Source organism: Pseudomonas sp. NPDC089395 (assembly GCF_044749525.1).
Taxonomy (GTDB): Bacteria; Pseudomonadota; Gammaproteobacteria; order Pseudomonadales; family Pseudomonadaceae; genus Aquipseudomonas.
In genome coordinates this window covers 72,081-96,367 of sequence record NZ_JBIVID010000008.1, presented here as the reverse complement: position 1 = coordinate 96,367, position 24,287 = coordinate 72,081, and the positions used below count along the sequence as shown (strand labels likewise).

Here is a 24,287-nt window from a genome sequence, read left to right as displayed (position 1 = left end):
CCATCGGCGATGGCAAAGTCGGTTGCCCAACCGGTTCACCCGGGAGCGTGAGGCGACAATACCGAGATTTTTTATTCCAGAACAATATCTTTTAATTAGCTGCTTATACCGAAAACAAATTGCCATCACGGTATTTGTTCATGAGCGCTGTCTAGCGTGCGGTGTCTGGCAAATCGAGGTCCTCTGGCAGGATCTCGTCACCGTCATTGACCAGCAGCGCGAAGTGGATGACGTTCTCCAGCTCGCGAGTATTGCCCGGCCAGGCATGGGCCTCCAGCAGGCGTTGCGCCGCTTCGCTGATCAGCGGCAGCGGGCGTTGCAGGCGCACGCAATAGATACCCACGAAGTACTCGGCCAGCGGCAGGATATCGCCACGCCGCTCACGCAAGGGCGGCAGCTCCAGCGCACCTTCGAGCAGGTATTGGTACAACCGCTCGTTGAAACGGCCTGCGCGTACCACCCGCGCCAGGTCGATGCTGGTCGCGGCCACCAGGCGCACATCCACCGCTTGCGGCTGCTGCGCGCCAACCCGGGTGACCTCACGGTTTTCCAGCGCCGCCAGCAACTTGCCCTGGATCTCAAATGGCAAATCGGCGATTTCGTCCAGGTACAAGGTGCCGCCGTTGGCCGAACCGAACCAGCCGGCGCGGCTGCTGGCAGTGCCACCCAGGGTCCCGGCGCTGTAGCCGAACAACTCGGCATCCGCGTAGGTCGGGCTGATGGCGGCGCAGTTGACCGACACGAACAAGCCGGCGCGGTCGCTGGCGCGGTGGATCTGCCGCGCCAGCAACTCCTTGCCGGTACCGGTCTCGCCACGGATCAACACCGGCAGCGCTTGCGGCGCCAGGTGCTCCAGCGCCTGGCGCAGCTGCTGCGAGCGTGGGTCGATGAACACCAGCGCCTTGGCACGGATGCTCAGTGGGCTCTTGTCCAGTTCAGGAAAGGTCAGCAACGGCTGGCCAAAGGGGTTTTGAAATGTCATGCAAAACTCCCGCCCCGGGTCGTGGGTGGCCGGGCGTCAGGCAAAGGTGAACGATAAGGTGGATCAGGCGCGACGCAGCGCGCGCTGCTCAACCCGGCTTTGCAGGCGATACAGGTAGGCGAAGCCCTGTTCCCAGCGCTCATGCCCGGACTTGACGTTGATGTGCCCGGCATTGCTCAGCAGGCCGGCTTCAGCGCCCCAAGCCTGGGCCAGGTACAGCGCACGCGGCACACTGACCGCAGGGTCGTTGTCCGAGCTGACCACCTGGCTGGGAAACGGCAATGCCTGCAACGGGATCGGCGCGAAGTTGCGCAAAGCCGGTGCGCAGGTCGGGCGCTCGACGTCCGCCGGCGCCACCAACAATGCACCGCGTACACGCCCCAGAAGCACCGGGCTGGCCTGCGCCGCCCAATGGGCGACCGTGATGCAGCCCAGGCTGTGGGCGATGAGAATCACCGGCGAGGGTTCGGCCGCGATGGCCCGCTCCAGCGCTTGCACCCAGTCCTGGCGCTGCGGGGTCAACCAGTCATGCTGCTCGACCCGGGCGCTGTTGGGCAGGCTGCGCTGCCAGTGGCTTTGCCAATGGTTGTCTGGCGATCCTTGCCAGCCCGGCACAATCAGGTAACGAATCGACTCATTGCGCATGGGGACGCCTCCAGTAAGTTTGCGTGCTTGCAGGTCAGTATAGGGCTCGAGTTATATCAGTAAAGGAATAAGAAGCTATTTATTAATAACTAAAAATGCAAAATCAATGACCCGCATCAATAAAAAAAGGGCCATCCCCTGCCAAGAGATATGGCCCTAAGCACTTGCCTGAAGAGGGTTCGCCGGTCAGCGTGCGGTGATCACCGCCAGCTTGCTGATTCCGGCACGTTCGATGGCCGCCATCGCGCGGGCCACTTCGCCATAGTTCACGCCGTCGTCGGCCTGAAGCTGTACACGCACTTGCGCATCCTTGTCCTTGGCCGCCTTGAGGTTGCTTTCCAGCAGCTGGGGCTGGATCTCGTCCTTGTTGATGAACAGCTTGCCGTCACCGTCGATGCTCACCACCAGCGGATCCTTCTGCTCTACCGGGGCCACCGCCTCGGTCTTGGGCAGGTTGATGGGAATGGCGTTGGTCAGCAGCGGCGCGGTGACGATGAACACCACCAGCAGTACCAGCATGACGTCCACCAAGGGCGTGACATTGATTTCACTGAGGACTTCGTCGCTGTCCTGGGTCGAAAAGGCCATATCAGGACGCCTCCTTCACCGGCTGGGTGAACCCGACATGGGCCTTGTGCGCCGCCGGGTGCACCAGTACGCGGAAGGCACTCTTCTGCGCCAGGCTGTAGAAGTCGTGGGCGAAGTCATCCAGGTCGGCGGCGGTCAGCTTGAGGCGTCGGAGGAAGTAGTTGTAGACCAGCACCGCCGGCACGGCGACGGCGATACCCACGCCGGTGGCCACCAACGCCGCGCCGATCGGGCCGGCCACGGTTTCCAGGCTGGCCGAGCCGGCCGCGCTGATGCCCTTGAGCGCTTCCATGATGCCCCACACCGTGCCGAACAGGCCGATGAAGGGCGAGGTGCTGCCGATACTGGCCACCACCGCCAGGCCGGTTTCCAGCGAGCGACGCTCACGCACGATCTGCTGGCGCAGGGCACGTTCGAGGCGGTCCTGGTGGTTGATGGCGTGGCTCAGGTCATTGGCCTGGGTATCGCCGACGGCGATCGCGGCGTAACCGGATTGGGCGACACGGGCCGCAGGGCCGGGTGACTCATGGCTGATTTCGGCAGCCGAATCCAGGCTTGAAGCCGCCCAGAACTGCTGGTGGAAGCGCTTGTCCTGGTGCTTGAGCCGCACGAACTGCACGACCTTGACCAGGGCCAGGCCCCAGGTGACGACAGAGAAACCGACCAACAGCCAGATGACTGCGCTTTCAACGGATTCGAGGGGGGATGCCAGCAGGCTCATGATGATGTCTTCCTGTGTTCTGCGAAAAAGTTAACGAAGCTTGAAATCGATTGGCACGCTGACCCAGCCGGCCTGGGCCACGTCGCCCTGCTTGGCGGGAACGAAGCTCCAGCGCTTGACCGCGGCCAGGGCGGCGGCATCGAGGGCGTCGCGACCACTGCTTTTCTGGATCTGGATCTGGCCCGGCTTGCCGCTGGCCAGCACCTCGACGCGCAACAGCACGGTGCCTTCCCAGCCACGGCGCAGGGCCATCTGCGGGTACTCCGGCGCCGGGTTTTTCAGGTACGCGGCGTTGGCCGAGGGTGGCGTGACCGGCGCTGGCGCGGGTGGCGCGGGCGGTGTCGGGGCCGCTACCGGAGCAGGTGGCGGCGCCTCGACCGGCTTGGGCTGTGGTTTGGGCGGTTGCTTGGCCACGGGCTTGGGCAGCGGTTTTGGCTTGGGCTTGGGCTTGGCGGCCAGCTCGTCGACCACCGGTGGCGGTGGCTCCACCACAGGCGGTGCCGGGGCCGGTGGAGGCGGCTCGACCACAGGCGGCGCGGGGGCGGCGAACTCGATGGTCATGGGTGGAATCTGTGGCGGTACCACTGGCAGCGCGGGGGTCGGCGCCTGGCTGACCCAGTAGGCTGCGGCACTGTGCAAGGCCAGCACCAGCAGGGCCAGCGCCAGCTTGTCGCGGCGCTTGAGGCCACTGACCGGGGTGCGTTGCAGACGCAGTTGGCCCAATGGCAGGCGTAGCGTCCGTCCGAGCTCGACCAGGTCACCCGGGGCCGGGCGCCATGGCTGGTCGTAGGCCCTGACGGCCGTCTGGACATTACCCATTGATCAAACTCCTGGGGTTCTTGATTCAGGTGTGTGGTTGAATCATCGGGGCCAGAGGCTTATCTCTTAAAGTAATGTTTAAAGTTAAAAATAGATCGTTTAGAAATATATGTTTTCGAGGGACGTTGCAAAGCCGCGCCGTTCGTGGGCCGTAGGCGAATGCCCAAAACAACATGCATTGAAGGCATATGAAATATTCGTGCAAGGCATGGGGTTGATGCGAGGGCTTCGCCCTCGATCGCGACACAAGGCCGCTCCTACAGGAGACCGCGTTCTTCTGTAGGAGCGGCCTTGCGTCGCGAAGGGCTGCAAAGCAGCCCCAACAATCTGCCAGGCAATAAAAAACCCGGAACCATGCCCGGGTTTCTCACGCTCAAAAGCGACTCAGATATCCGCCACCTTCTGCCACACCTTCGGCCGGAAGAACAGCGTCTCGCCCCGCGCCAGCCCGGTCAGGCTGTCGTGATCCTTGACCACTTCAGCTTCGATCAGCTCGCTCTGCCCTTCCACCTTCAAGGTCACCCGGGTAGTCGCACCGAGCGGACGAATATCCCGCACCTCGGCGGCATGGTGCCCCTCGGTCTCATGACGCGACAGCGACACTTCATGCGGGCGGAACAACACGTGATGCCCTTCGCTCAAGGCCAGGCGGTTGGAATCGCCCAGGAAGTGGTAGACGAAGTCGTTGGCCGGCTTCTCGTAGACCTCGCCAGGCGAGCCGATCTGCTCGATCACGCCCTTGTTCATCACCACGATGCGATCTGCCACTTCCATGGCCTCTTCCTGGTCGTGGGTCACGAACACCGAGGTCAGGTTGATGTCCTCGTGCAGCCGCGCCAGCCAGCGGCGCAGCTCTTTACGCACCTTGGCATCGAGGGCGCCGAACGGCTCGTCGAGCAGCAGCACCTTGGGCTCCACCGCCAGGGCGCGGGCCAGGGCGATACGTTGACGCTGGCCACCGGAGAGCTGCTCAGGGTAGCGGTCGGACAGCCAGTCCAGCTGCACCATGTTCAACAGCTCATGGACCTTCTCGGCGATCTTGCTCTCGCTCGGGCGTTCGCCCTTGGGCTTCATGCGCAAGCCGAAGGCGACGTTGTCGAACACGCTCATGTGACGGAACAGCGCGTAGTGCTGGAACACGAAACCGACGTTGCGATCACGTACATCATGGCCGGACACATCCTCGCCATGGAACACGATGCTGCCGTCATCCGGCGTTTCCAGGCCGGCGATGATGCGCAGCAAGGTGGTCTTGCCGCAGCCGGACGGGCCGAGCAGGGCCACCAGCTCACCGCTGTGGATATCCAGGTTGATGTTGTCCAGAGCCTGGAAGCTGTTGAAGCGCTTGCTGACGTTACGAACTTCGATCGACATGAATCATTCCTCCGCGGCGCTATGGCGCAGGCGGTTAATACGGTTCTCGCTCCACTGCTTGAGCAGCAGGATGAAGAGCGCCAGGATCAGCAGCAGGCTGGCCACGCTGAAGGCCGCGACGTGGTTGTACTCGTTGTAGAGGATCTCCACGTGCAGCGGCAAGGTGTTGGTCACGCCGCGAATGTGGCCGGACACCACCGACACCGCGCCGAACTCGCCCATGGCCCGCGCGGTACACAGCACCACGCCGTAGATCAGGCCCCATTTGATGTTGGGCAAGGTCACGTGCCAGAACATCTGCCAGCCGTTGGCGCCGAGCAGGCGCGCGGCCTCCTCCTCTTGCGTGCCCTGCTCCTGCATCAGCGGGATCAGCTCACGGGCGACGAAGGGTACGGTGACGAAGATGGTCGCCAGCACGATGCCCGGCAGGGCGAACACGATCTGGATGTCGTGGTCCTGCAGCCAGGGGCCGAACAGGCCCTGGGCGCCGAACATCAGCACGTAGACCAGGCCGGCGATTACCGGGGACACCGAGAACGGCAGGTCGATCAGGGTGACCAGCACGCTTTTGCCGCGGAACGTGTACTTGCTCACGCACCAGGCGGCGCTGACGCCGAACACCAGGTTCAACGGCACCGAAATGAACACTGCCAGCAGGGTCAGCTTCAGCGCCGACAAGGCATCGGGTTCGAAGATCGCCTCGAAGAACGTGCCGAAACCGCTCTTCAATGCCTGCGACACCACGATCACCAGTGGCAGTAGCAGGAACAGCGCGAACACCAGCCAACCAAGGCCGATCAGGATGCGCCGCGAGGTGGCGCTGCCACGCCGGGCGGCATTGGCGGCGGCGCTGGCGCTCAGGGATGAACTGGACATAGCCGGGCCTCCTTCAAGGGGTTTCGATACGGCGCTGCAGCAGGTTGATCAGCAGCAGCAGGATGAAGGAAACCACCAGCATCAGCACGCCGATGGCGGTCGCGCCGGTGTAGTCGTACTGGTCGAGCTTGACCATGATCAGCAGTGGCAGGATCTCGGTCTTCATCGGCATGTTGCCGGCAATGAAGATCACCGAACCATACTCACCCACGCCACGGGCAAAGGCCAGGGCGAAGCCGGTGAGCCAGGCCGGCAACAGCGCCGGAGCCAGTATGTGGCGAAACACCTGCAACGGTTTGGCGCCCAGGCAGGCGGCGGCTTCCTCGACCTCACGGGGGATGTCGGCGAGTACCGGCTGCACCGTGCGCACCACGAACGGCAGGGTGACGAAGGTCAGTGCCAGGGTGATGCCCAACGGCGTATAGGCGATCTTGAAGCCCAGGTCGGTGGCGAACTGGCCGACCCAGCCTGACGGCGCATACAGGGCGGTCAACGCGATGCCGGCAACTGCAGTGGGCAGAGCGAATGGCAGGTCGATCATCGCATCGATGATCTTGCGCCCGGGGAAGGTGTAGCGCACCAGCACCCAGGCCAGCAGGGTACCGATCACACCGTTGATGATGGCGGCGAACAGGGCAGTGCCGAAACTCAGTTGCAGCGCGGCGATCACCCGCGGGGCACTGATGATGTTCCAGAACTGCTCCCAGGTGAGCTGCGCGGCATGCACGAACATGGCGGCCAGCGGTATCAGCACGATCAGGCTGAGGTACACCAAGGTGTAGCCCAGCGTCAGCCCGAAGCCGGGTATGACGGGGGAAATGCGACGTGACATAAATATCCCTGGTTGAACGCACGAAGCCCGGCGGTTATGCCGGGCCGGTGCAGGCTTCTGAATCCTGGGGCTGCTGTGCAGCCCTTTCGCGACACAAGGCCGCTCCTACAGGCCAACCGCGAACCTTTGTAGGAGCGGCCTTGTGTCGCGAAAGGGCCGCAAAGCGGCCCCCGTTTTTTCACTGCGCCTGATAAATCTGGTCGAACACCCCGCCATCGTTGAAGAACTTGGGTTGTGCAGTCTTCCAGCCACCGAAGTCCTTGTCGATGGTTACCAGGTCCAGTTTCGGGAATTGCTTGCCGAATTCGGCAGCGACTTTCTCGTCCCGTGGGCGGTAGAAGTTCTCGGCAGCGATTTTCTGGCCAGCTGGGCTGTACAGGTACTTCAGGTACGCCTCGGCGATCTGCTCGTTACCCTTTTTCTCCGCGTTCTTGTCGACCACGGCCACTGGCGGCTCGGCGAGGATCGACAGCGACGGCACGACGATTTCGAACTTGTCACTGCCACCGTCTTCCTTGAGCGCCAGGAAAGCTTCGTTTTCCCAGGCCAGCAATACATCGCCCTGGCCGTTGTTGACGAAGGTGATGGTCGAGCCACGGGCGCCGGTATCCAGCACCGGTACGTGCTTGAACAGCGCCTGCACGTAGGCCTTGGCCTTGTCTTCGCTGCCACCCTGCTTCAGGCCATAGGCCCAGGCGGCCAGGAAGTTCCAGCGGGCGCCGCCGGAGGTTTTCGGGTTGGGGGTGATGACCGAGACGTCGTTCTTGATCAAGTCGCCCCAGTCCTTGATGCCTTTCGGGTTGCCCTTGCGCACCAGGAACACGATGGTCGAGGTGTACGGCGTGCTGGCGTCCGGCAGACGCTTCTGCCAATCCGCCGGCAGGGTCTTGCCGAGCTTGGCGATTTCATCGATGTCGCCGGCCAGGGCCAGGGTCACCACGTCAGCGCGCAGGCCATCGATCACCGCACGGCCCTGCTTGCCCGAGCCGCCGTGGGACTGCTGGATCTTCACTTTGTCATCCGGGTGAGCCTGCTGCCAGTGCTTGATGAATTCGGCGTTGTACTGCTGATACAGCTCACGGGTCGGGTCGTAGGACACGTTCAGCAGTTCGTAGTCCTTGGCGATAGCGGAACCGGCAAAAACGGCACTGGCCAGAGCGGCGAGCGCATAACGGCGGATGGACATGGTGAAGCTCCCGATTGGCATTTTTCTAGTTTTGGAAGAGGGGCGGTATCAGCCGGGCTTGTTGCCGGGCTGCTGCAGGCGGAACTTCTCCTTGCGCTCGATCTGCACGACCTGCGCGTTGTGCACGGTAATCTCCACTGCGCCGAAACGCAGGTCGCGCAAGGCGCTCTGGATCTCACGCAGAATGATGGCTTCGTCCTGACCGTCGATGCTTCGCAGCGATGCGCTCATGCTCGTTCTCCTGTGAACAAGGGTGCCGGGCAGAGGTTTTGAAGGGGTGCGCCTGGCTTGAGAGCAATAGTAGTGAGGCGCGGATATTCTTAAAAATACTGTTTAAGAATTTTTATATAACTGTTTTTAGTTGATGGCACGAAGCCATTGCGGGAGCGGGCTTGCCCCGCGCATGCAATGGTGAATTCACCATCGCATGCGCGGGGCAAGCCCGCTCCCACAGAGGTCAATGTGCAGGTTTTTCGCTGTGTTCAGGTTCTTTGATCTTGTACCAGGCCACATACAGCGCCGGCAGGAACAACAGCGTCAGCAGCGTTGCACTGATGATGCCGCCAATCATGGCGTAGGCCATCGGCCCCCAGAACACCTCACGAGCAATCGGGATCATGCCCAGGCTGGCGGCCGCCGCCGTCAGCAGGATCGGCCGGCGACGGTGGTTGGTGGCCTCCATCACCGCGTCCCACGGCGAATAGCCCTGGGCCTCGAACTCATCGATCTGGGTCACCAGAATCACCGAGTTACGGATGATGATGCCCGCCAGCGCCAGAATGCCGAGGATCGCCACGAAGCCCATGGGCGTCCCCGTGGGCACCAGCGCCAGGACCACGCCGATCACCCCGAGCGGCGCCACGCTGACCACCAGGAACAGCTTCTGCGTGCTGTGCAACTGGATCATCAGGAAGGTCGCCATGAGGAACAGCATCAACGGAATGACCTTGCGAATCGGACCCTGGGCCTTGGCACTCTCCTCCACCGTACCGCCGGTTTCCACTTGATAGCCGACCGGCAACTTGCTGGCGAACTCGTCGATGCTCGGTTTGAGCTGGGCCACCAGGTCGGTGGGCTGTATATCGCCATTGACCGAAGACTTGATGGTGATGGTCGGCTTCCGGTCGCGACGCCACACGAGCGGTTGCTCCAACTCGTAGCGTACCGTGGCGAACGCCAGCAGCGGAATCGAGGTGCCGCTCGGGGTAACGATCTGCAGGTTTTGCAACGTGTCCGGCGAGCCCCGCTCACTGTCCACGGCGCGAGCGATGACATTCACCAGGTAGATGTTGTCGTTCACCTGCGTCACCGGTGCACCGCTGACGATGCTGTTCATCACATTGGCCACGTCCTCGGAAGACAGGCCCAACTGACGCGCCTTGTCCTGGGCGATTTCCACCCGCAGCACTTTACCGGGCTCGTTCCAGTCGAAGATCATCTCGCCGATGTGCTCGTTGCTGTCGAGCAAGGTGGCCAGGTCGATGGCATGCTTGCGCACCAGGTCGATGTCCGGGCCGCTGACCCGGTACTGCATCGGCCGTCCCACCGGCGGACCCATTTCCAGTGACTGGACGTTGGTGCCGATGCCGACGAACTCTTCGTGCAGAATCTTCTGCAAGCGCGCCATCATCCCCGCACGCTCCTTGAAGCCTTTGCTGACGATCACCAGCTGGGCGTAGTAGGGGTTCTGTAGCTGCTGGTCCAGTGGCAGGTAGAAGCGAATGGCGCCCTCGCCGATGTAGGTGCTCCAGTGCACCAGGTCCGGGTCGTCCTTGATGCGCGCCTCAAAACGGTCGACCACCTTGCGTGTCTCTTCGATCGAGGCGTTTTGCGGCAGGTTGAGGTCGACCAGGATTTCCGGGCGGTCCGAGGACGGGAAGAACTGGTTTTGCACGAACCGCAAGCAGAACAGCGAAAGGGCGAACAGCAGCACCGTACCAATGATGGTCAGCCAGCGGTGGCGCATGCACCACACCAGCCCACCTTCGAACGCTCGTCCGACCCGGCCAGGCTCGGCCTCGTGCGCCTTGAGCTTCTCAGCCTTGAGAATATGCACGCCAAGCACGGGCGCGAAGAACACCGCCACCACCCAGGATACGATCAGGGCCACGGCGATCACCGCGAACAAGGTGTAGGTGTACTCACCGGCCGAACTGCCATTGAGGCCGATCGGCACGAAGCCAGCCACGGTCACCAAGGTGCCGGTCAGCATGGGAAATGCCGTCGAGGTGTAGGCGAACGTTGCCGCCTGCTCCTTGGTATCACCCAGTTCGAGCCGCGTGACCATCACCTCCACGGTGATCATCGCATCGTCCACCAGCAAGCCCAGGGCAATGATCAGTGCACCCAGGGAGATCCGCTGCATGGTGATGCCACTGTACTCCATGAACACGAAGACCATGGCCAGTACCAGCGGGATCGAACAGGCCACCACCAGCCCGGCGCGAATCCCGAGGCTTACGAAACTCACCGCCAGAACGATCACCACCGCTTCGAACAGGGCGCTGGTGAAGCCACCGACCGCCTCCTTCACGACTACCGCCTGGTCCGACACGGTGTACACGCCGACGCCCACGGGTAGGTCTTTGATCACGCTGTCCATCTTTTTCTTCAGCGCAGCACCAAACACCTGCATGTTGCCGCCCGCCTTCATGCCGATCGCAAGGCCAATGGCGGGCTGGCCGTTGTAGCGGAACATCGGCGAAGGCGGGTCGACGTAGCCGCGCTCGATATCGGCGATATCACTGAGGCGGAAGAAGCGGTCGTTGATGCGCAGGTTGACCGTCTGCAGGTCTTTCTCCGAAGCGAACTGCCCGGTGGTACGTACCGAAATGCGCTCAGGTCCCGCCTCGATCACCCCGGCCGGGGTCACCGCGTTCTGCTGTTGCAGGGCCTGCATGACCTGGCGCTGGTCGATGCCCAGGGCCGCCAGCTTACGCGTGGAGAAATTCAGGTAGAGCACTTCGTTCTGGGTGCCGATCAGCTCGATCTTGCCGATGTTGGGCACCTCGCGCACCTCGGCGCGGGTTTGTTCCACGTAGTCGCGCAACTGGCGATGGGTCAGGCCGTCGGCGGTAAAGGCGTAGATCGAGCCGTACACGTCACCGAACTCGTCGTTGAACGCCGGCCCCTGGATACCTTGCGGGAACTGGCCGCGGATATCCTGGATCTTCTTGCGCACCTGATACCAGATTTCCGGGATGTCGGGCGCCTTGGTGGTGTCGCGCAAGTAGACGTAGACGGTGGACTCGCCGGGGCGGGTGTAGCTCTTGGTGTAATCGAGGGAGTCGAGCTCCTCGAGCTTCTTCTCGATACGATCGGTGATCTGGTAGAGCGTTTCGTCCTGGGTCGCACCTGGCCAGCGGGTCTGGATCACCATGGTCTTGATGGTGAACGACGGATCCTCCTCGCGCCCCAGGTTGAAGTAGGAAAAAATGCCCATCAGCAGGCCGACGAACATCAGGTACCAGACGAACGACTGGTGACGCAGCGCCCATTCGGAGAGGTTGAAGCTTCCTTTCATTGTGAATCCTCGGCGAATGTGACCTTCTGGCCAGGCTTGAGACTATTTACTCCGGCGGTGACGACACGCTCGCCAGGCTGCACGCCGGAAGCCAGCACAATGCTGTCGTCCGTGCGCTCGATCAACTTCACGTCACGCATCGCAACCGTTTTCTGCTGCGGGTCGATCACCCACACTTGAGTCTTGCCCTCGTGTTCCAGTAGCGCACTGCGGGGCAGCTCACTGCGCGGGGAAATCGCCGAGGTCAGGGTGACGCTGATCGCGGTCCCCAGGTGGAAGGCACTCGGTGTGCTGGCCAGGGTCAGGCGGGCGCGCCGGGTGCGGGTGGCTGCATCGGCCTGGGGCCCCAGTTCGCGCAGGGTGGCGGTGGTATTGATGCTGCTGTCCAGCTGCGAGGCGACGGTGAAGGTGAGGTCCTTGGTCAGCGCTTCGGCTATGCCGATCGGCAGGTCGATCACCGCTTCCTTGACGTCTGGACGGGCCAGGGTGACCACGGGCTGGCCCGCTGTCACCGTCTGCCCGGCCTCGGCCTGCCAGTTGGTGATGACCGCCGCATGGTCGGTGCGCAGCGTGCTGTAGTCGAGCTGGTCGCGGGCCTGGCTGACGGCCGAGCGGGCCTGCTCCAGGCTGGCGCTGGTGGTTTTCAGGTCGGTCTGGGCGATGTCCAGCTGTGCCTGGGCGCCGACGCCGCGGTCATACAGCTGTTGCTGACGACGGGCATTGGCCTGGGCGTTGATCCATTGCGCCTGGATCTTGGCCAGGTCGCCCTCGGCGGCACGCAGCTGGTTCTGTTGATCGGTCGGGTCGAGCGTGGCCAACGTATCGCCAGGTTTTACCTGGGCGCCCACGTCGAGCCAGCGGCGGGCGATGCGCCCTGATACACGAAAGCCCAGGGTGCTTTCAAAGCGCGCCTGGATGGTCCCGGCGAAGCGCCCCAGATGCGACTGGTCCTGAGCTTCGACCAGGGTCGAAAGCACCGGTCGGACGGCTTCGGCGGGTGCTTCTTCTTTGCCACAGGCCGTCAGCAACAGGCCGGACGCAAGCACGAACAGCATCCGCTTCATGGTGCGGCTCCTCCATCCTTGGCATCGACCATTTGCACCTGCATGCCCGGATGCAACAGCTGGCCGCCACTGACCACGACGGTTTCACCTCCTTTGATGCCTTGGGCGATGACGACCTTGCCGGTGAGGTAGCGGGCAACCTGAACCTTGCGCAATTCGACCTTGTCGTCCTCACCCACTACCCAAACGCCAGGCTCGTGCACGTCCTTGGTCAGCGCCGACCAGGGCAGCTCGATGCTCGGCCGCCCCTGGGCATTGGCCGTGGCGGTCACGGGTGAGCCAAGCTGCATGGCCGGGGGTACGTTGCGCAAGGAAACCTTGACCTGCACCGTACCGCTTTGCGCCGACACGGTCGGCGTGATTTCACGAACGAAGCCCTGAGCCTGGACCTTGGGGTTGTCCAACAGGCTGACGATCACCCCCGCATCGCTGGGCGGCGCTACCAGTAGCGATTCATAGACGTTGAACACGGCGTCGCGGTCGCCATCGCGGGCCAGGCTGAAGATCGGCATGGTCGCCTGAACCACTTGGCCGACCTCGGCCTGGCGCTCGGTGATCACGCCATCGGCTTCGGACACCAACGCGGTGTAACTCAGTTGTTCGTTGGCATTGGCCAGTTGCGCCTGGGCGGCCTTGAGTGCGCTCTGGTTGCTGCGCAGCGCCGCCTCGGCGGAGTCGTATTCGCTTTGGCTGGTGTAGCCCTTGGGCAGGAGTTTCTGTTGCCGCACGAACGCCGCGCTGGCCTGGGTCACCCGTGCCTGGGCGGCGAAGACCTCGGCCTTGGCCGAGTCGACGTTGTTCTGCAGGTCTTTCGGGTCGAGTCTGGCCAGCACCTGGTTGGCCTTGACGTGATCGCCCACGTCGACGCTGCGCGAGATGATCTTGCCACCCACGCGGAATGACAGGTCGGTTTGCACCCGCGCCTGCACGTCGCCGGTGAGGGTAACCCTGGCCGCAAAATCAGTGGGTTGAACTTGAAGCACACCGACCCGGGGCTTGGGCTCTGGTGGATGTTCCTTGCTACATCCCGTGAGCAAGTACAGCAGACCCATGCCTGCCAGTAACAATGGAAGCGTCACCCTCATGCAGGCTCCTAAGCTTGCGCGCAAAACAATTCGAAAAGTTGCGACTGTTAGCGTAGATCAGGGTTCCACAACCGGCACTGACAAGGATCAGTTGGTGTTCGATGGTGGGCAGGAGATTGCAGGCCAGCTCGATCGCTGTGGGAGCGGGCTTGCCGGCGATGAGCGAAAGACGGTTAGGGCCCTATCGCCGGCAAGCCGGCTCCCACAAGGTACACCATCGCTTTCAAAGCCTGTGATGTACTTGTGGGAGCAGCCGATCAGGCCGACGCAGCAGCGGGCGCTGGGCGCTTGATCTGGGGTTGCGACACGTTGGCTGCGGCACCTTCCTCGATGGCCTGCTGGATCGCCTTGCGACGACGCTCTTCGGCCCGGCGGCTGAAGAACCAGACAAAGAAGGTCACCAACGACACCGACAGCAGGATCAAGCTGGCCACGGCGTTGATCTCCGGCTTCACGCCCAGGCGTACAGCGGAGAACACTTCCATCGGCAAGGTGGTCGAGCCCGGCCCGGACACGAAGCTGGCCAGTACCAGGTCATCCAGCGACAGGGCGAACGACATCATGCCGCCCGCCGCCAGCGACGGCGCGATCATCGGGATGGTGATCAGGAAGAACACCTTCCACGGCTTGGCACCCAGGTCCATGGCCGCTTCCTCGATCGACAGGTCCAGCTCACGCAGGCGTGCCGACACCACCACCGCCACGTAGGCCGCGCAGAACGTGGTGTGGGCGATCCAGATGGTGACGATGCCACGCTCCTGCGGCCAGCCGATCATCTGCGCCATGGCCACGAACAGCAGCAACAGCGACAGACCGGTAATCACCTCGGGCATCACCAGCGGCGCGGTGACCAGGCCACCGAACAGCGTGCGGCCCTTGAAGCGGGTGACCCGGGTCAGCACGAAGGCCGCCAGGGTGCCCAGCGCCACTGCGGCCACCGCCGTGTAGCAGGCGATCTCCAGCGAGCGCATCACCGAACCCATGAGCTGGGTGTTGTCGAGCAGGCCGACGTACCACTTGATCGACCAGCCACCCCACACCGTCACCAGTTTCGAGGCGTTGAACGAGTAGATCACCAGGATCAGCATCGGCAGGTAGATGAACAGCAAGCCGAGCACCAGCATCAGCTTGGAAAAACTGAAGCGCTTCATGCCCTGCCCTCCATTTCTTTGGCCTGGCTGCGGTTGAACAGCAGGATCGGCACGATCAGGATCGCCAGCATCACCACTGCCAGGGCCGAAGCCACCGGCCAGTCACGGTTGTTGAAGAACTCTTGCCACAGCACCTTACCGATCATCAGGGTTTCCGGGCCGCCGAGCAGTTCAGGAATCACGAACTCGCCCACCACCGGGATGAACACCAGCATGCAGCCGGCGATGATGCCGTTCTTCGACAGCGGCACGGTGATTTTCCAGAAGCTGTTGAAGGTGCTCGAACCCAGGTCCGATGCAGCCTCGAGCAGGCTCTGGTCGTGCTTCACCAGGTTGGCGAACAGCGGCAGGATCATGAACGGCAGGTACGAATAGACCACGCCGATGTACACCGCCAGGTTGGTGTTGAGGATCTGCAGCGGCTGGTCGATCAGCCCAATCCACATCAGGAAGCCGTTGAGCAGGCCGTTGTTGCTGAGGATACCCATCCAGGCATAGACGCGGATCAGGATCGCGGTCCAGGTCGGCATCATGATCAGCAGCAGCAGGACCGTCTGGGTTTCCTTTTTGGCGTTGGCAATGGCGTAGGCCATCGGGTAGCCGATCAGCAGGCACAGGAGGGTGCTGATGAACGCCATCTTCAACGAGCCCAGGTAGGCCGAGATGTAGAGTTCGTCCTCGGTCAACAGGCCATAGTTGGCCAGGTTCAGCACCAGCTGGATCTTGTCCTCGACGTAGCTGTAGATCTCGGTGTAAGGCGGGATCGCCACGTCGGCTTCGGCAAAGCTGATCTTCAAGACGATGAAGAACGGCAGCATGAAGAACAGGAACAGCCAGATGAACGGCACGCCGATCACCAGGTGCCGCCCCTCCGGGGTAAGGCGCTGGAACGCTCGCTTGAGCTTGCGAAGTTTCATGACCGCAGTACCACGCCGCTGTCGTCTTCCCACCATACGTACACTTCATCGCCCCAGGTTGGCCGGGTGCCCTGGCGCTCGGCGTTGGCGACGAACGACTGGACCACCTTGCCGCTTGGCAGCTCGACGTAGAACACCGAGTGGCCACCGAGGTAGGCGATGTCGTGGACCTTGCCGCGCGACCAGTTGTGCTCGCAGGTCGGTTGCTGGGTGGTGACCAGCATCTTCTCCGGGCGCAGGGCGTAAGTGATGTGCTTGTCTTCCACCGACGTGGTGATGCCGTGGCCGACGAAGATCTTGCGCTCCAGCTCCGGGCTGGCAATGATCGCGTGGCCTTCGGCGTCTTCGACCACTTCACCTTCGAACAGGTTGACGTTACCGATGAACTCGCACACCAGGCGGCTGGTGGGGGTCTCGTAGATGTCCACCGGCGAGCCGATCTGGGCGATCCAGCCCAGGTGCATGATGGCGATGCGCTGGGCCATGGTCATGGCCTCTTCCTGGTCGTGGGTCACCATCACGCAGGTCACGCCCACGCGCTCGATGATCTCTACCAGCTCCAGCTGCATCTGCGAGCGCAGTTTCTTGTCCAGGGCGCCCATCGGCTCATCGAGCAGCAGCAGTTTCGGGCGCTTGGCCAGCGAACGGGCCAGGGCCACGCGCTGGCGCTGGCCACCGGAGAGCTGGTGCGGCTTGCGCTTGGCATACTGGGTCATGTGCACCAGCTTGAGCATCTCGGCCACGCGGGCGTCGATCTCGGCCTTGGGCATCCGGTCCTGCTGCAGGCCAAAGGCGATGTTCTGCGCCACGGTCATGTGCGGGAACAGCGCGTAGGACTGGAACATCATGTTGATCGGCCGCTCGTAGGGCGGCATGTCGGTGATGTCGACGCCATCGAGCAGGATCCGCCCTTCAGTCGGGCGCTCGAAACCGGCCAGCATCCGCAGCAAGGTCGATTTGCCGGAACCGGAGCCACCCAGCAGGGCGAAAATCTCGCCTTTGCGGATTTCCAGGGACACATCGTCCACGGCTACCGTTTCGTCGAACTTTTTTGTGACCCGGTCGATTTTGACCAGCACCTGCTTGGGTTGCTGGCCACCCTCGAGGGCTTTCTTATAGGCACCGGAGGCAACTGCCATGAGTGAAACTCCCAACAAGATTTTGTTGCCCGCCGCGCTTGAGTGGCGGGCCTGGATTGTTACTTGCCCGACTTGACCTTGGTCCAGCTGCGGGTCATCAAACGTTGCACCTTGGGTGGCAACTCACTGTTGACGAACATCTTGTCCAGCACTTCCTGCGGTGGGTATACCGCGGCGTCAGTCCTCACGGCCTGGTCCATCAGGTCGCCAGCCTTGGGGTTCGGGTTGGCGTAACCGACGTAATCACTGACCTGGGCGATAACCTCAGGCTTCAGCAAATAGTTGATGAAGGCGTGGGCCTCTTTCACGTTCTTGGCATCCTTGGGGATCGCCAGCACGTCGAACCAGAGGTTGCCGCCTTCCTTGGGAATCGCGTAGGCCAGGTTCACGCCCTTCTTCGCTTCTTCAGCGCGGGCCTTGGCCTGGAACACATCGCCGGAGAAACCTGCCGCGACGCAGATGTCGCCGTTGGCCAGGTCGGTGATGTACTTGGAGGAGTGGAAGTAGGTAACGTACGGGCGTACTGCCAGCAGCTTCTGCTCGGCCTTTTTGTAGTCCTTGGGGTCGGTACTGTTGGGGTTCAGACCCATGTAGTTGAGCACCGCCGGGAGCATTTCGTCCGCCGAGTCGAGGAAGGCCACACCGCACTTGGAGAGCTTCTTCATGTTCTCGGGCTCGAACAGCACGGCCCAGGAGTCGATGGTGTCCACGCCCAGCGCGGCCTTGACCTTGTCGACGTTGTAGCCGATGCCATTGGTGCCCCACAGGTAAGGCACGGCGTACTGGTTGCCCGGATCGTTCTTTTCCAGGCGTTTCATCAGCGCCGGGTCCAGGTTGGCGTAGTTCGGCAGCAGCTTCTTGTCGAGCTTCTGGAACGCGCCCGCCTTGATCTGTTTGCCGAGGAAATGGTTGGACGGCACCACCACGTCATAGCCGGTGTTGCCGGCCAGCAGCTTGCCTTCCAGGGTTTCGTTGGAATCGAAGACGTCCTGCACAGGCTTGATGCCCGTGGCTTTTTCGAAATCCGCGAGTGTGGTCGGGCCGATGTAATCGGACCAGTTGTACACATGCACCGTAGGCGCCGCTTGGACGCTGCATGCCAGCGTCAGGCCCGCTCCAGCCATCAAGGCCTTGCGTAATACAGAAATAGACAAGTGGGTGGTCCTCACAATCAGTGCCTTGGTAACGGCGCAGTACTGCCGCGCAGGAAAAACCGGCGCGCAACTTACCTTCGCAGCTTCAATGCCGCAATCATCAATTGCCATTCACGGGCTCTGGGCCGGCAAACCCCGGCCCAGAGGTGTTGCATCGGGCTTATTTACCCGACTTGATCTTGGTCCAGCTGCGGGTGATGGCACGCTGGGCGGTGGCATCAGGTGCAGCGATCGCGTACAGCTGCTTTTTCACTTCAGCTGGCGGATAGATGCTCGGGTCGCTGGTGATGTCTTTGTCGACGAACTGAGTGGCAGCAGCGTTGCCGTTCGGGAAGCGCACGGCGTTGGTGATCTCGGCCATGATTTCCGGCTGCATCAGGAAGTCCATGAACTTGTAGGCAGCTTCTTTATGCTCGGCATCCTTGGGGATGGCGACCATGTCGTAGAAGGTACCGGCACCTTCTTTCGGAATGATGTAGTCGACCTTGACCTTGTCGCCGGCTTCGTGGGCGCGGGCCTTGGACTGCTCCAGGTCACCCGAGTAGCCGACGGCTACACAGATGTCGCCGTTAGCCATGTCGCCAATGTACTTGGAGGAGTGGAAGTAGGTGATCGAAGGACGGATGCTGAGGAACAGGTCTTCGGCCGCCTTCAGGTCTTCTTTCTTGGTGCTGTTGGTTGGCTTGCCCAGGTAGTGCAGCGCGGCCGGAATCATTTCGGTCGGCGCATCCAGGAAGCTCACGCCGCAGCTCTTGAGCTTGGCGATGTTCTCAGGCTTGAACACGGCGTCCCACGAGTCGATCTTGTCCACGCCCAGCACGGCCTTGATCTTCTCCGGGTTGTAGCCGATGCCGATCGAGCCCCACATGTACGGGAAGGCGTGCTTGTTGCCCTGGTCGCTGGCGTCACCGACGGCCTTGAGCAGGTCTTGGTCGAGGTTCTTCCAGTTCGGCAGCTTGGAGCGGTCCAGCTCCTCGTAGACGCCGGCCTTGATCTGCTTGGCCAGGAAGTTGTTGGACGGCACGACGACGTCATAACCCGACTTGCCCGCCAGCAGCTTGGCTTCCAGGGTTTCGTTGCTGTCGAAAACGTCGTACTTGACCTTGATACCGGTCTGTTTCTCGAACTTGGCGATGGTGTCCGGAGCGATGTAGTCCGACCAGTTGTAGACGTTCAATACTTTGTCTTCAGCCTGAACAGCAGTAGCCATGGCACCCATCAGGGCTGCGGCCAGCAACGTCTTGCCCATTTTATTCATGCGTCATGCTCCAGATTTTTTTGATTAGCCATCCGTTCAGCAGCCAGGTCCCGCAGTACACGCGTTGGGCGACTGAAACAGTCGCTAGTCTGGCAAGTTACAAGGCGCTGTTTCAAGGAAAGCAGCCCCTTGTAACCAACTAATGTCACAACGCTAGCCTAGCAAAGGCTCAATGGATCGCTTCGAGGGTCAGATCCAGGCACTTGCGCGCCTTTTCCACCAGCTCGTCGACCTCCGCATGGCTGATCACCAGGGGTGGTGCAATGATCATGGTGTCGCCCACCGCGCGCATGATCAGGCCGTTTTCGAAGCAGAAGTTGCGGCACACCATGCCCACGCCCTTGCCTTCGTAGCGGCTGCGGGTGGCCTTGTCTTTGACCAGCTCGATCGCACCGAGCAGGCCCAGGCCGCGAACCTCTCCCACCAGCGGATGGTCCTGCAGTTCCCGCAGACGTTTTTGCAAGTAGGGTGCCACTTCCGTACGTGCGTGCTCGACAATCTTCTCGTCGCGCAGGATGCGCAGGTTTTCCAGGCCCACAGCCGCTGCCACCGGGTGCCCGGAGTAAGTGAAGCCGTGGTTGAAGTCGCCACCTTCGCTGAGCACCTTGGCCACCGTGTCACGCACGATCACACCGCCCATAGGGATGTAACCGGAGGTAAGACCCTTGGCGATGGTCATCAGGTCGGGCTTGAGGTCGTAATAGTCGGAGCCGAACCACTCGCCGGTACGGCCAAAGCCGCAGATCACTTCGTCGGCGACGAACAGGATGTCGTACTTGGCCAGGATCTCCTTGACCTTCGGCCAGTAGGTATCCGGTGGGATGATCACCCCGCCCGCACCCTGGATCGGCTCGGCGATGAAGGCGGCGACGTTGTCTTCGCCCACTTCCAGGATCTTCTTCTCCAGCTGCTCGGCTGCCCACACCCCGAATTCGTCCGGGGTCATGTCGCCGCCTTCGCCGAACCAGTACGGCTGCGGGATGTGCACGATGCCCGGGATCGGCAGGCCGCCCTGCTCATGCATGCCGCTCATGCCGCCCAGGCTCGCGCCGGCGACGGTGGAGCCGTGATAGCCGTTGATGCGGCCGATGATGGTCTGTTTCTGCGGCTTGCCCTTGAGCGCCCAGTAATGGCGGACCATGCGCAGCACGGTGTCGTTGCCTTCGGACCCGGAACCGGTGAAGAACACGTGGGACATGCCCTCGGGGGCGACGTCGGAGATGGCTTTGGCCAACTCCAGGGCCGGCGGGTGCGCGGTCTGGAAGAACAGGTTGTAGTAAGGCAGCTCGCGCATCTGCTTCTCGGCAGCCTGCACCAGCTCTTCGCGGCCATAGCCGACTGCCACGCACCACAGGCCGGCCATGCCATCGAGGATCTTGTTCCCCTCGCTATCCCACAAATGCACACCCTGCGCCTTGGTAATGATGCGCGGCCCCTTCTCCTTCAGCTGCTTGTAGTCACTGAAGGGTGCAAGGTGGTGCTCGCCGCTCAGGGTTTGCCATTCACGGGTTTGCGGGTTTTTGACGCTCATGTGCTTCTCCAGGGTCCGCAGGCCGCCGGAGGGCGGCCTCAGGGGGTTGATCACACAGCAAACAGCAGGAACTCACGCTCCCAGGAGCTGATGACACGCTTGAAGTTCTCATGCTCGGCGCGCTTGGTGGCGACGTAGCCGGTGATGAATTTCTTGCCCAGGTACTGGGTCAGTGCACGGCTGATCTCCATGCGCTCCAGGGCATCTTCGATAGTCAGTGGCAGGCGCAGGTTGCGCCGCTCGTAGCCACGCCCCACGACCGGAGCGCTGGCGGCAATGCCTTCGACCATGCCGATGTAGCCACACAGCAGGCTGGCGGCAATGGCCAGGTAAGGGTTGGCGTCGGCGCCCGGCAGGCGGTTCTCGACACGACGGTTCTGCGGGCCGGCATCCGGTACGCGCAGGCCGACGGTACGGTTCTCCTCGCCCCACTCGACGTTCACCGGCGCCGACGTGTCGGGCAGGAAGCGGCGGAACGAGTTGACGTTGGGGGCGAACAGCGGCAGCGCCTCGGGAATGAATTTCTGCAGGCCGCCAATGTGGTGCAGGAACAGTTCGCTCATGCTGCCGTCTTCATTGCTGAAGATGTTCTTGCCGGTGGTCGCGTCGACCACGCTCTGGTGCAGGTGCATGGCACTGCCCGGCTCGCCGGTCATCGGCTTGGCCATGAAGGTGGCGGCCACGTTGTGCTTGAGCGCCGCCTCGCGCATGGTGCGCTTGAACACCAGGATCTGGTCGGCCAGGTGCAGGGCATTGCCGTGACGGAAGTTGATCTCCATCTGCGCCGTGCCGTCTTCGTGGATCAGCGTGTCGAGGTCCAACTGCTGCAGTTCGCACCAGTCGTAGACATCTTCGAACAGCGGGTCGAATTCGTTGGCCGCTTCGATGGAGAACGACTGGCGGCCTGTTTCCGGGCGGCCCGAGCGGCCTACCGGTGGTTGCAGCGGGAAGTCCGGGTCTTCGCTGCGCTTGGTCAGGTAGAACTCCATCTCTGGCGCGACGATCGGCTGCCAGCCCTTGTCGGCATAGAGCTTGAGAACTTTCTTGAGGACGTTGCGCGGCGACAGTTCGACCGGGTTGCCCTTCTTGTCGTAGGTGTCGTGGATGACTTGCGCGGTCGGCTCGATGGCCCAGGGCACGAGGAACACAGCGTCTTCGTCGGGCCGGCAGATCATGTCGATGTCGGCCGGATCGAGCAGTTCGTAGTAGATGTCGTCGTCGACATAATCGCCGGTCACGGTCTGCAGCAGCACGCTCTCGGGCAGGCGCATGCCTTTTTCGGCAATGAACTTGTTGGTCGGCGAGATCTTGCCGCGGGTGATGCCGGTCAGGTCACTGATCAGACATTCGACTTCGGTGATCTTGTGCTCTTTCAACCAATCGGTGAGCTGGTCGAGGTTGTTACTCATAGATACCTCAGGAGGTAATGTGGTCCGCGCATTGATTCTGGATGGAGTGGATTGCTAAAGCAAAAACACTCACGCAGAAGCACAGTGGATACACTGGAAACGAGCGTGTCCGTAATGAGTTTGAAAGGCACGAAGACAAGAAGCGCAGCGAAATGACGCTACGAGGTGAAGTCCGGGCGCGCAAACCGTCAATTATTGCGGCCAGGGCGACCACAACGCAGTTGATGCTTGCAGGAACGACAGGGATACCCGAGCGCACCGCATAGGCAGCGCTTTCAGGTCGCGACAAGCGGACCATGTGACCCTCGTATTATTGTGTTCTGGGTTGAGGCCGAGCTTAGCCTTGTTCATTTTTTTACACAATACCTCCGTAAAAAATAAAACACGGCGTGTCGGAGATAGCCCTTGGCATCGGAAATAGCGGATAATGGCACGCCCCGATATGCAGCAAATCTGCCGTCGATGTGCCATTTCAGGGCATCATGGGGTTGGCTTGACATCAGTAGGGCTTTTCGATTGACTGGTCCTGCAAGCCCCCCTTGATTGATATTTTTAACAACAAAGGTGTTGCATCATGTCGGTACCCCCGCGTGCCGTTCAGCTTAACGAAGCGAACGCGTTCCTTAAGGAACATCCTGAGGTTCTCTACGTTGACCTTCTGATTGCAGATATGAATGGTGTGGTGCGTGGCAAGCGCATAGAGCGCACCAGCCTCCACAAGGTTTACGAGAAAGGCATCAACTTGCCTGCCTCCCTCTTCGCCCTGGACATCAACGGTTCCACCGTCGAAAGCACCGGGCTTGGTCTGGACATCGGTGATGCCGACCGCATCTGCTACCCGATTCCCGGGACCCTCTCCAACGAACCCTGGCAGAAGCGCCCTACCGCGCAGCTGCTGATGACCATGCACGAAATCGAAGGCGAGCCGTTCTTCGCCGACCCGCGTGAAGTGTTGCGCCAGGTGGTGAGCAAGTTCACCGACATGGGCCTGACCATCTGCGCCGCGTTCGAGCTGGAGTTCTACCTGATCGACCAGGAGAACGTGAATGGCCGCCCGCAGCCGCCACGCTCGCCGATCTCGGGCAAGCGCCCGCAGTCGACCCAGGTGTACCTGATCGACGACCTCGACGAATACGCCGATTGCCTCCAGGACATCCTCGAAGGTGCCAAGGAGCAAGGCATTCCGGCCGATGCCATCGTCAAGGAAAGCGCCCCGGCGCAGTTCGAAGTCAACCTGCACCACGTTGCCGACCCGCTCAAGGCCTGTGACTACGCGGTGCTGCTCAAGCGGTTGATCAAGAACATTGCCTACGACCATGAAATGGACACCACCTTCATGGCCAAGCCCTACCCGGGCCAGGCAGGCAACGGCCTGCATGTACACATTTCCGTGCTGGACAAAGATGGCAACAACATCTTCACCAGCGAGGATCCCGAGCAGAACGCCGCGTTACGTCACGCTGTCGGCGGTGTGCTCGAGACCCTGCCCGCGTCCATGGCGTTCCTTTGCCCGAACGTCAACTCGTACCGCCGTTTCGGCGCGCAGTTCTACGTACCGAACGCGCCGAGCTGGGGTCTGGACAACCGCACCGTGGCCCTGCGCGTGCCGACCGGTTCGCCGGATGCCGTGCGCCTTGAGCACCGCGTGGCCGGTGCCGACGCCAACCCGTACCTGATGATGGCGGCCGTGCTGGCCGGCGTGCACCATGGCCTGACCAACAAGGTCGAGCCCGGTGAGCCGATCGAAGGCAACTCGTACGAGCAGCTGGAGCAGAGCCTGCCGAACAACCTGCGCGATGCCCTGCGCGAGTTGGACGACAGCGAGATTCTCAACAAGTACATCGATCCGAAGTACATCGACATTTTCGTCGCGTGCAAGGAAAGCGAGCTGGAGGAGTTCGAGCACTCGATCTCCGACCTCGAGTACAACTGGTATCTGCACACTGTGTAAATGAAAACGCCGCCCATCAGGGCGGCGTTTTTCATTGGGATATTGGGGCTGCTTTGCAGCCCTTTCGCGACACAAGGCCGCT

The 24,287-nt window shown here is 61.8% G+C and carries 21 protein-coding genes; 1 reads left to right on the top strand and 20 read right to left on the bottom strand.

Annotated features, from left to right (window positions below; all coding sequences use genetic code 11):
- Window positions 1-151: 151 nt before the first annotated feature.
- The 20 genes from ACIPZG_RS18085 to ACIPZG_RS17990 form a co-directional block, all read right to left on the bottom strand.
- On the bottom strand, window positions 152-982 hold the full coding sequence (locus ACIPZG_RS18085) for a sigma 54-interacting transcriptional regulator (RefSeq protein ID WP_400715853.1): 831 nt from the start codon (window positions 980-982) through the stop codon (window positions 152-154).
- 63 nt (window positions 983-1,045) lie between these two features.
- Complete coding sequence (locus tag ACIPZG_RS18080; RefSeq protein WP_400715852.1) at window positions 1,046-1,627, bottom strand: alpha/beta hydrolase; 582 nt, start codon at window positions 1,625-1,627, stop codon at window positions 1,046-1,048.
- Window positions 1,628-1,813: 186 nt separating this feature from the next.
- Window positions 1,814-2,215 carry an ExbD/TolR family protein gene (locus tag ACIPZG_RS18075; protein WP_400715851.1) on the bottom strand — a complete coding sequence of 134 codons (402 nt, stop codon included), beginning with the start codon at window positions 2,213-2,215 and terminating at the stop codon, window positions 1,814-1,816.
- A 1-nt stretch (window position 2,216) separates the two neighbouring features.
- Window positions 2,217-2,936, bottom strand: coding sequence for a MotA/TolQ/ExbB proton channel family protein (locus tag ACIPZG_RS18070; protein WP_008093200.1), 720 nt, complete (start codon window positions 2,934-2,936; stop codon window positions 2,217-2,219).
- Window positions 2,937-2,966: 30 nt separating this feature from the next.
- The gene (locus ACIPZG_RS18065) at window positions 2,967-3,755 is read right to left on the bottom strand and encodes an energy transducer TonB (RefSeq protein ID WP_400715850.1); all 789 of its coding nucleotides are present in this window, start codon (window positions 3,753-3,755) and stop codon (window positions 2,967-2,969) included.
- 384 nt (window positions 3,756-4,139) lie between these two features.
- Window positions 4,140-5,129, bottom strand: a complete 990-nt coding sequence (locus ACIPZG_RS18060; RefSeq protein WP_008093195.1) for a sulfate/molybdate ABC transporter ATP-binding protein — start codon at window positions 5,127-5,129, stop codon at window positions 4,140-4,142.
- Window positions 5,130-5,132: 3 nt separating this feature from the next.
- Window positions 5,133-6,005, bottom strand: coding sequence for a sulfate ABC transporter permease subunit CysW (gene cysW / locus ACIPZG_RS18055; RefSeq protein ID WP_008093193.1), 873 nt, complete (start codon window positions 6,003-6,005; stop codon window positions 5,133-5,135).
- A gap of 13 nt (window positions 6,006-6,018) precedes the next feature.
- Entirely contained in the window at window positions 6,019-6,837 is an 819-nt protein-coding gene (cysT, locus tag ACIPZG_RS18050; protein ID WP_008093191.1) for a sulfate ABC transporter permease subunit CysT, read from the bottom strand.
- Window positions 6,838-7,015: 178 nt separating this feature from the next.
- Window positions 7,016-8,023, bottom strand: coding sequence for a sulfate ABC transporter substrate-binding protein (locus ACIPZG_RS18045; RefSeq protein ID WP_400715848.1), 1,008 nt, complete (start codon window positions 8,021-8,023; stop codon window positions 7,016-7,018).
- Between the two features lie 48 nt (window positions 8,024-8,071).
- Complete coding sequence (oscA, locus tag ACIPZG_RS18040; RefSeq protein ID WP_400715846.1) at window positions 8,072-8,254, bottom strand: sulfur starvation response protein OscA; 183 nt, start codon at window positions 8,252-8,254, stop codon at window positions 8,072-8,074.
- 226 nt (window positions 8,255-8,480) lie between these two features.
- Window positions 8,481-11,546: an efflux RND transporter permease subunit gene (locus ACIPZG_RS18035; protein WP_400715844.1), complete on the bottom strand. Its 3,066-nt coding sequence runs from the start codon at window positions 11,544-11,546 to the stop codon at window positions 8,481-8,483.
- Window positions 11,543-12,610, bottom strand: a complete 1,068-nt coding sequence (locus ACIPZG_RS18030; RefSeq protein ID WP_400715842.1) for an efflux RND transporter periplasmic adaptor subunit — start codon at window positions 12,608-12,610, stop codon at window positions 11,543-11,545. Before ACIPZG_RS18030 ends, ACIPZG_RS18035 begins: the two co-directional genes overlap by 4 nt.
- Window positions 12,607-13,695, bottom strand: coding sequence for an efflux RND transporter periplasmic adaptor subunit (locus ACIPZG_RS18025; protein WP_400715840.1), 1,089 nt, complete (start codon window positions 13,693-13,695; stop codon window positions 12,607-12,609). Before ACIPZG_RS18025 ends, ACIPZG_RS18030 begins: the two co-directional genes overlap by 4 nt.
- A 257-nt stretch (window positions 13,696-13,952) precedes the next feature.
- Window positions 13,953-14,846: an ABC transporter permease subunit gene (locus ACIPZG_RS18020; protein ID WP_008099340.1), complete on the bottom strand. Its 894-nt coding sequence runs from the start codon at window positions 14,844-14,846 to the stop codon at window positions 13,953-13,955.
- Window positions 14,843-15,763, bottom strand: a complete 921-nt coding sequence (locus ACIPZG_RS18015) for an ABC transporter permease subunit (RefSeq protein ID WP_008099341.1) — start codon at window positions 15,761-15,763, stop codon at window positions 14,843-14,845. Before ACIPZG_RS18015 ends, ACIPZG_RS18020 begins: the two co-directional genes overlap by 4 nt.
- Window positions 15,760-16,902 carry a polyamine ABC transporter ATP-binding protein gene (gene potA, locus ACIPZG_RS18010; protein WP_400715838.1) on the bottom strand — a complete coding sequence of 381 codons (1,143 nt, stop codon included), beginning with the start codon at window positions 16,900-16,902 and terminating at the stop codon, window positions 15,760-15,762. Before potA ends, ACIPZG_RS18015 begins: the two co-directional genes overlap by 4 nt.
- 59 nt (window positions 16,903-16,961) lie before the next feature.
- Window positions 16,962-18,056, bottom strand: coding sequence for a polyamine ABC transporter substrate-binding protein (locus ACIPZG_RS18005; protein ID WP_400715836.1), 1,095 nt, complete (start codon window positions 18,054-18,056; stop codon window positions 16,962-16,964).
- Between the two features lie 160 nt (window positions 18,057-18,216).
- Window positions 18,217-19,314: a polyamine ABC transporter substrate-binding protein gene (locus ACIPZG_RS18000; RefSeq protein ID WP_400715834.1), complete on the bottom strand. Its 1,098-nt coding sequence runs from the start codon at window positions 19,312-19,314 to the stop codon at window positions 18,217-18,219.
- A 169-nt stretch (window positions 19,315-19,483) separates the two neighbouring features.
- Entirely contained in the window at window positions 19,484-20,845 is a 1,362-nt protein-coding gene (locus tag ACIPZG_RS17995; RefSeq protein ID WP_400715832.1) for an aspartate aminotransferase family protein, read from the bottom strand.
- A gap of 50 nt (window positions 20,846-20,895) precedes the next feature.
- On the bottom strand, window positions 20,896-22,254 hold the full coding sequence (locus ACIPZG_RS17990) for a glutamine synthetase family protein (protein WP_008099348.1): 1,359 nt from the start codon (window positions 22,252-22,254) through the stop codon (window positions 20,896-20,898).
- Window positions 22,255-22,828: 574 nt separating this feature from the next.
- Here ACIPZG_RS17990 and ACIPZG_RS17985 point away from each other — a divergent pair.
- Window positions 22,829-24,205: a glutamine synthetase family protein gene (locus ACIPZG_RS17985; protein ID WP_008099349.1), complete on the top strand. Its 1,377-nt coding sequence runs from the start codon at window positions 22,829-22,831 to the stop codon at window positions 24,203-24,205.
- The last annotated feature ends 82 nt before the right edge of the window (window positions 24,206-24,287 follow it).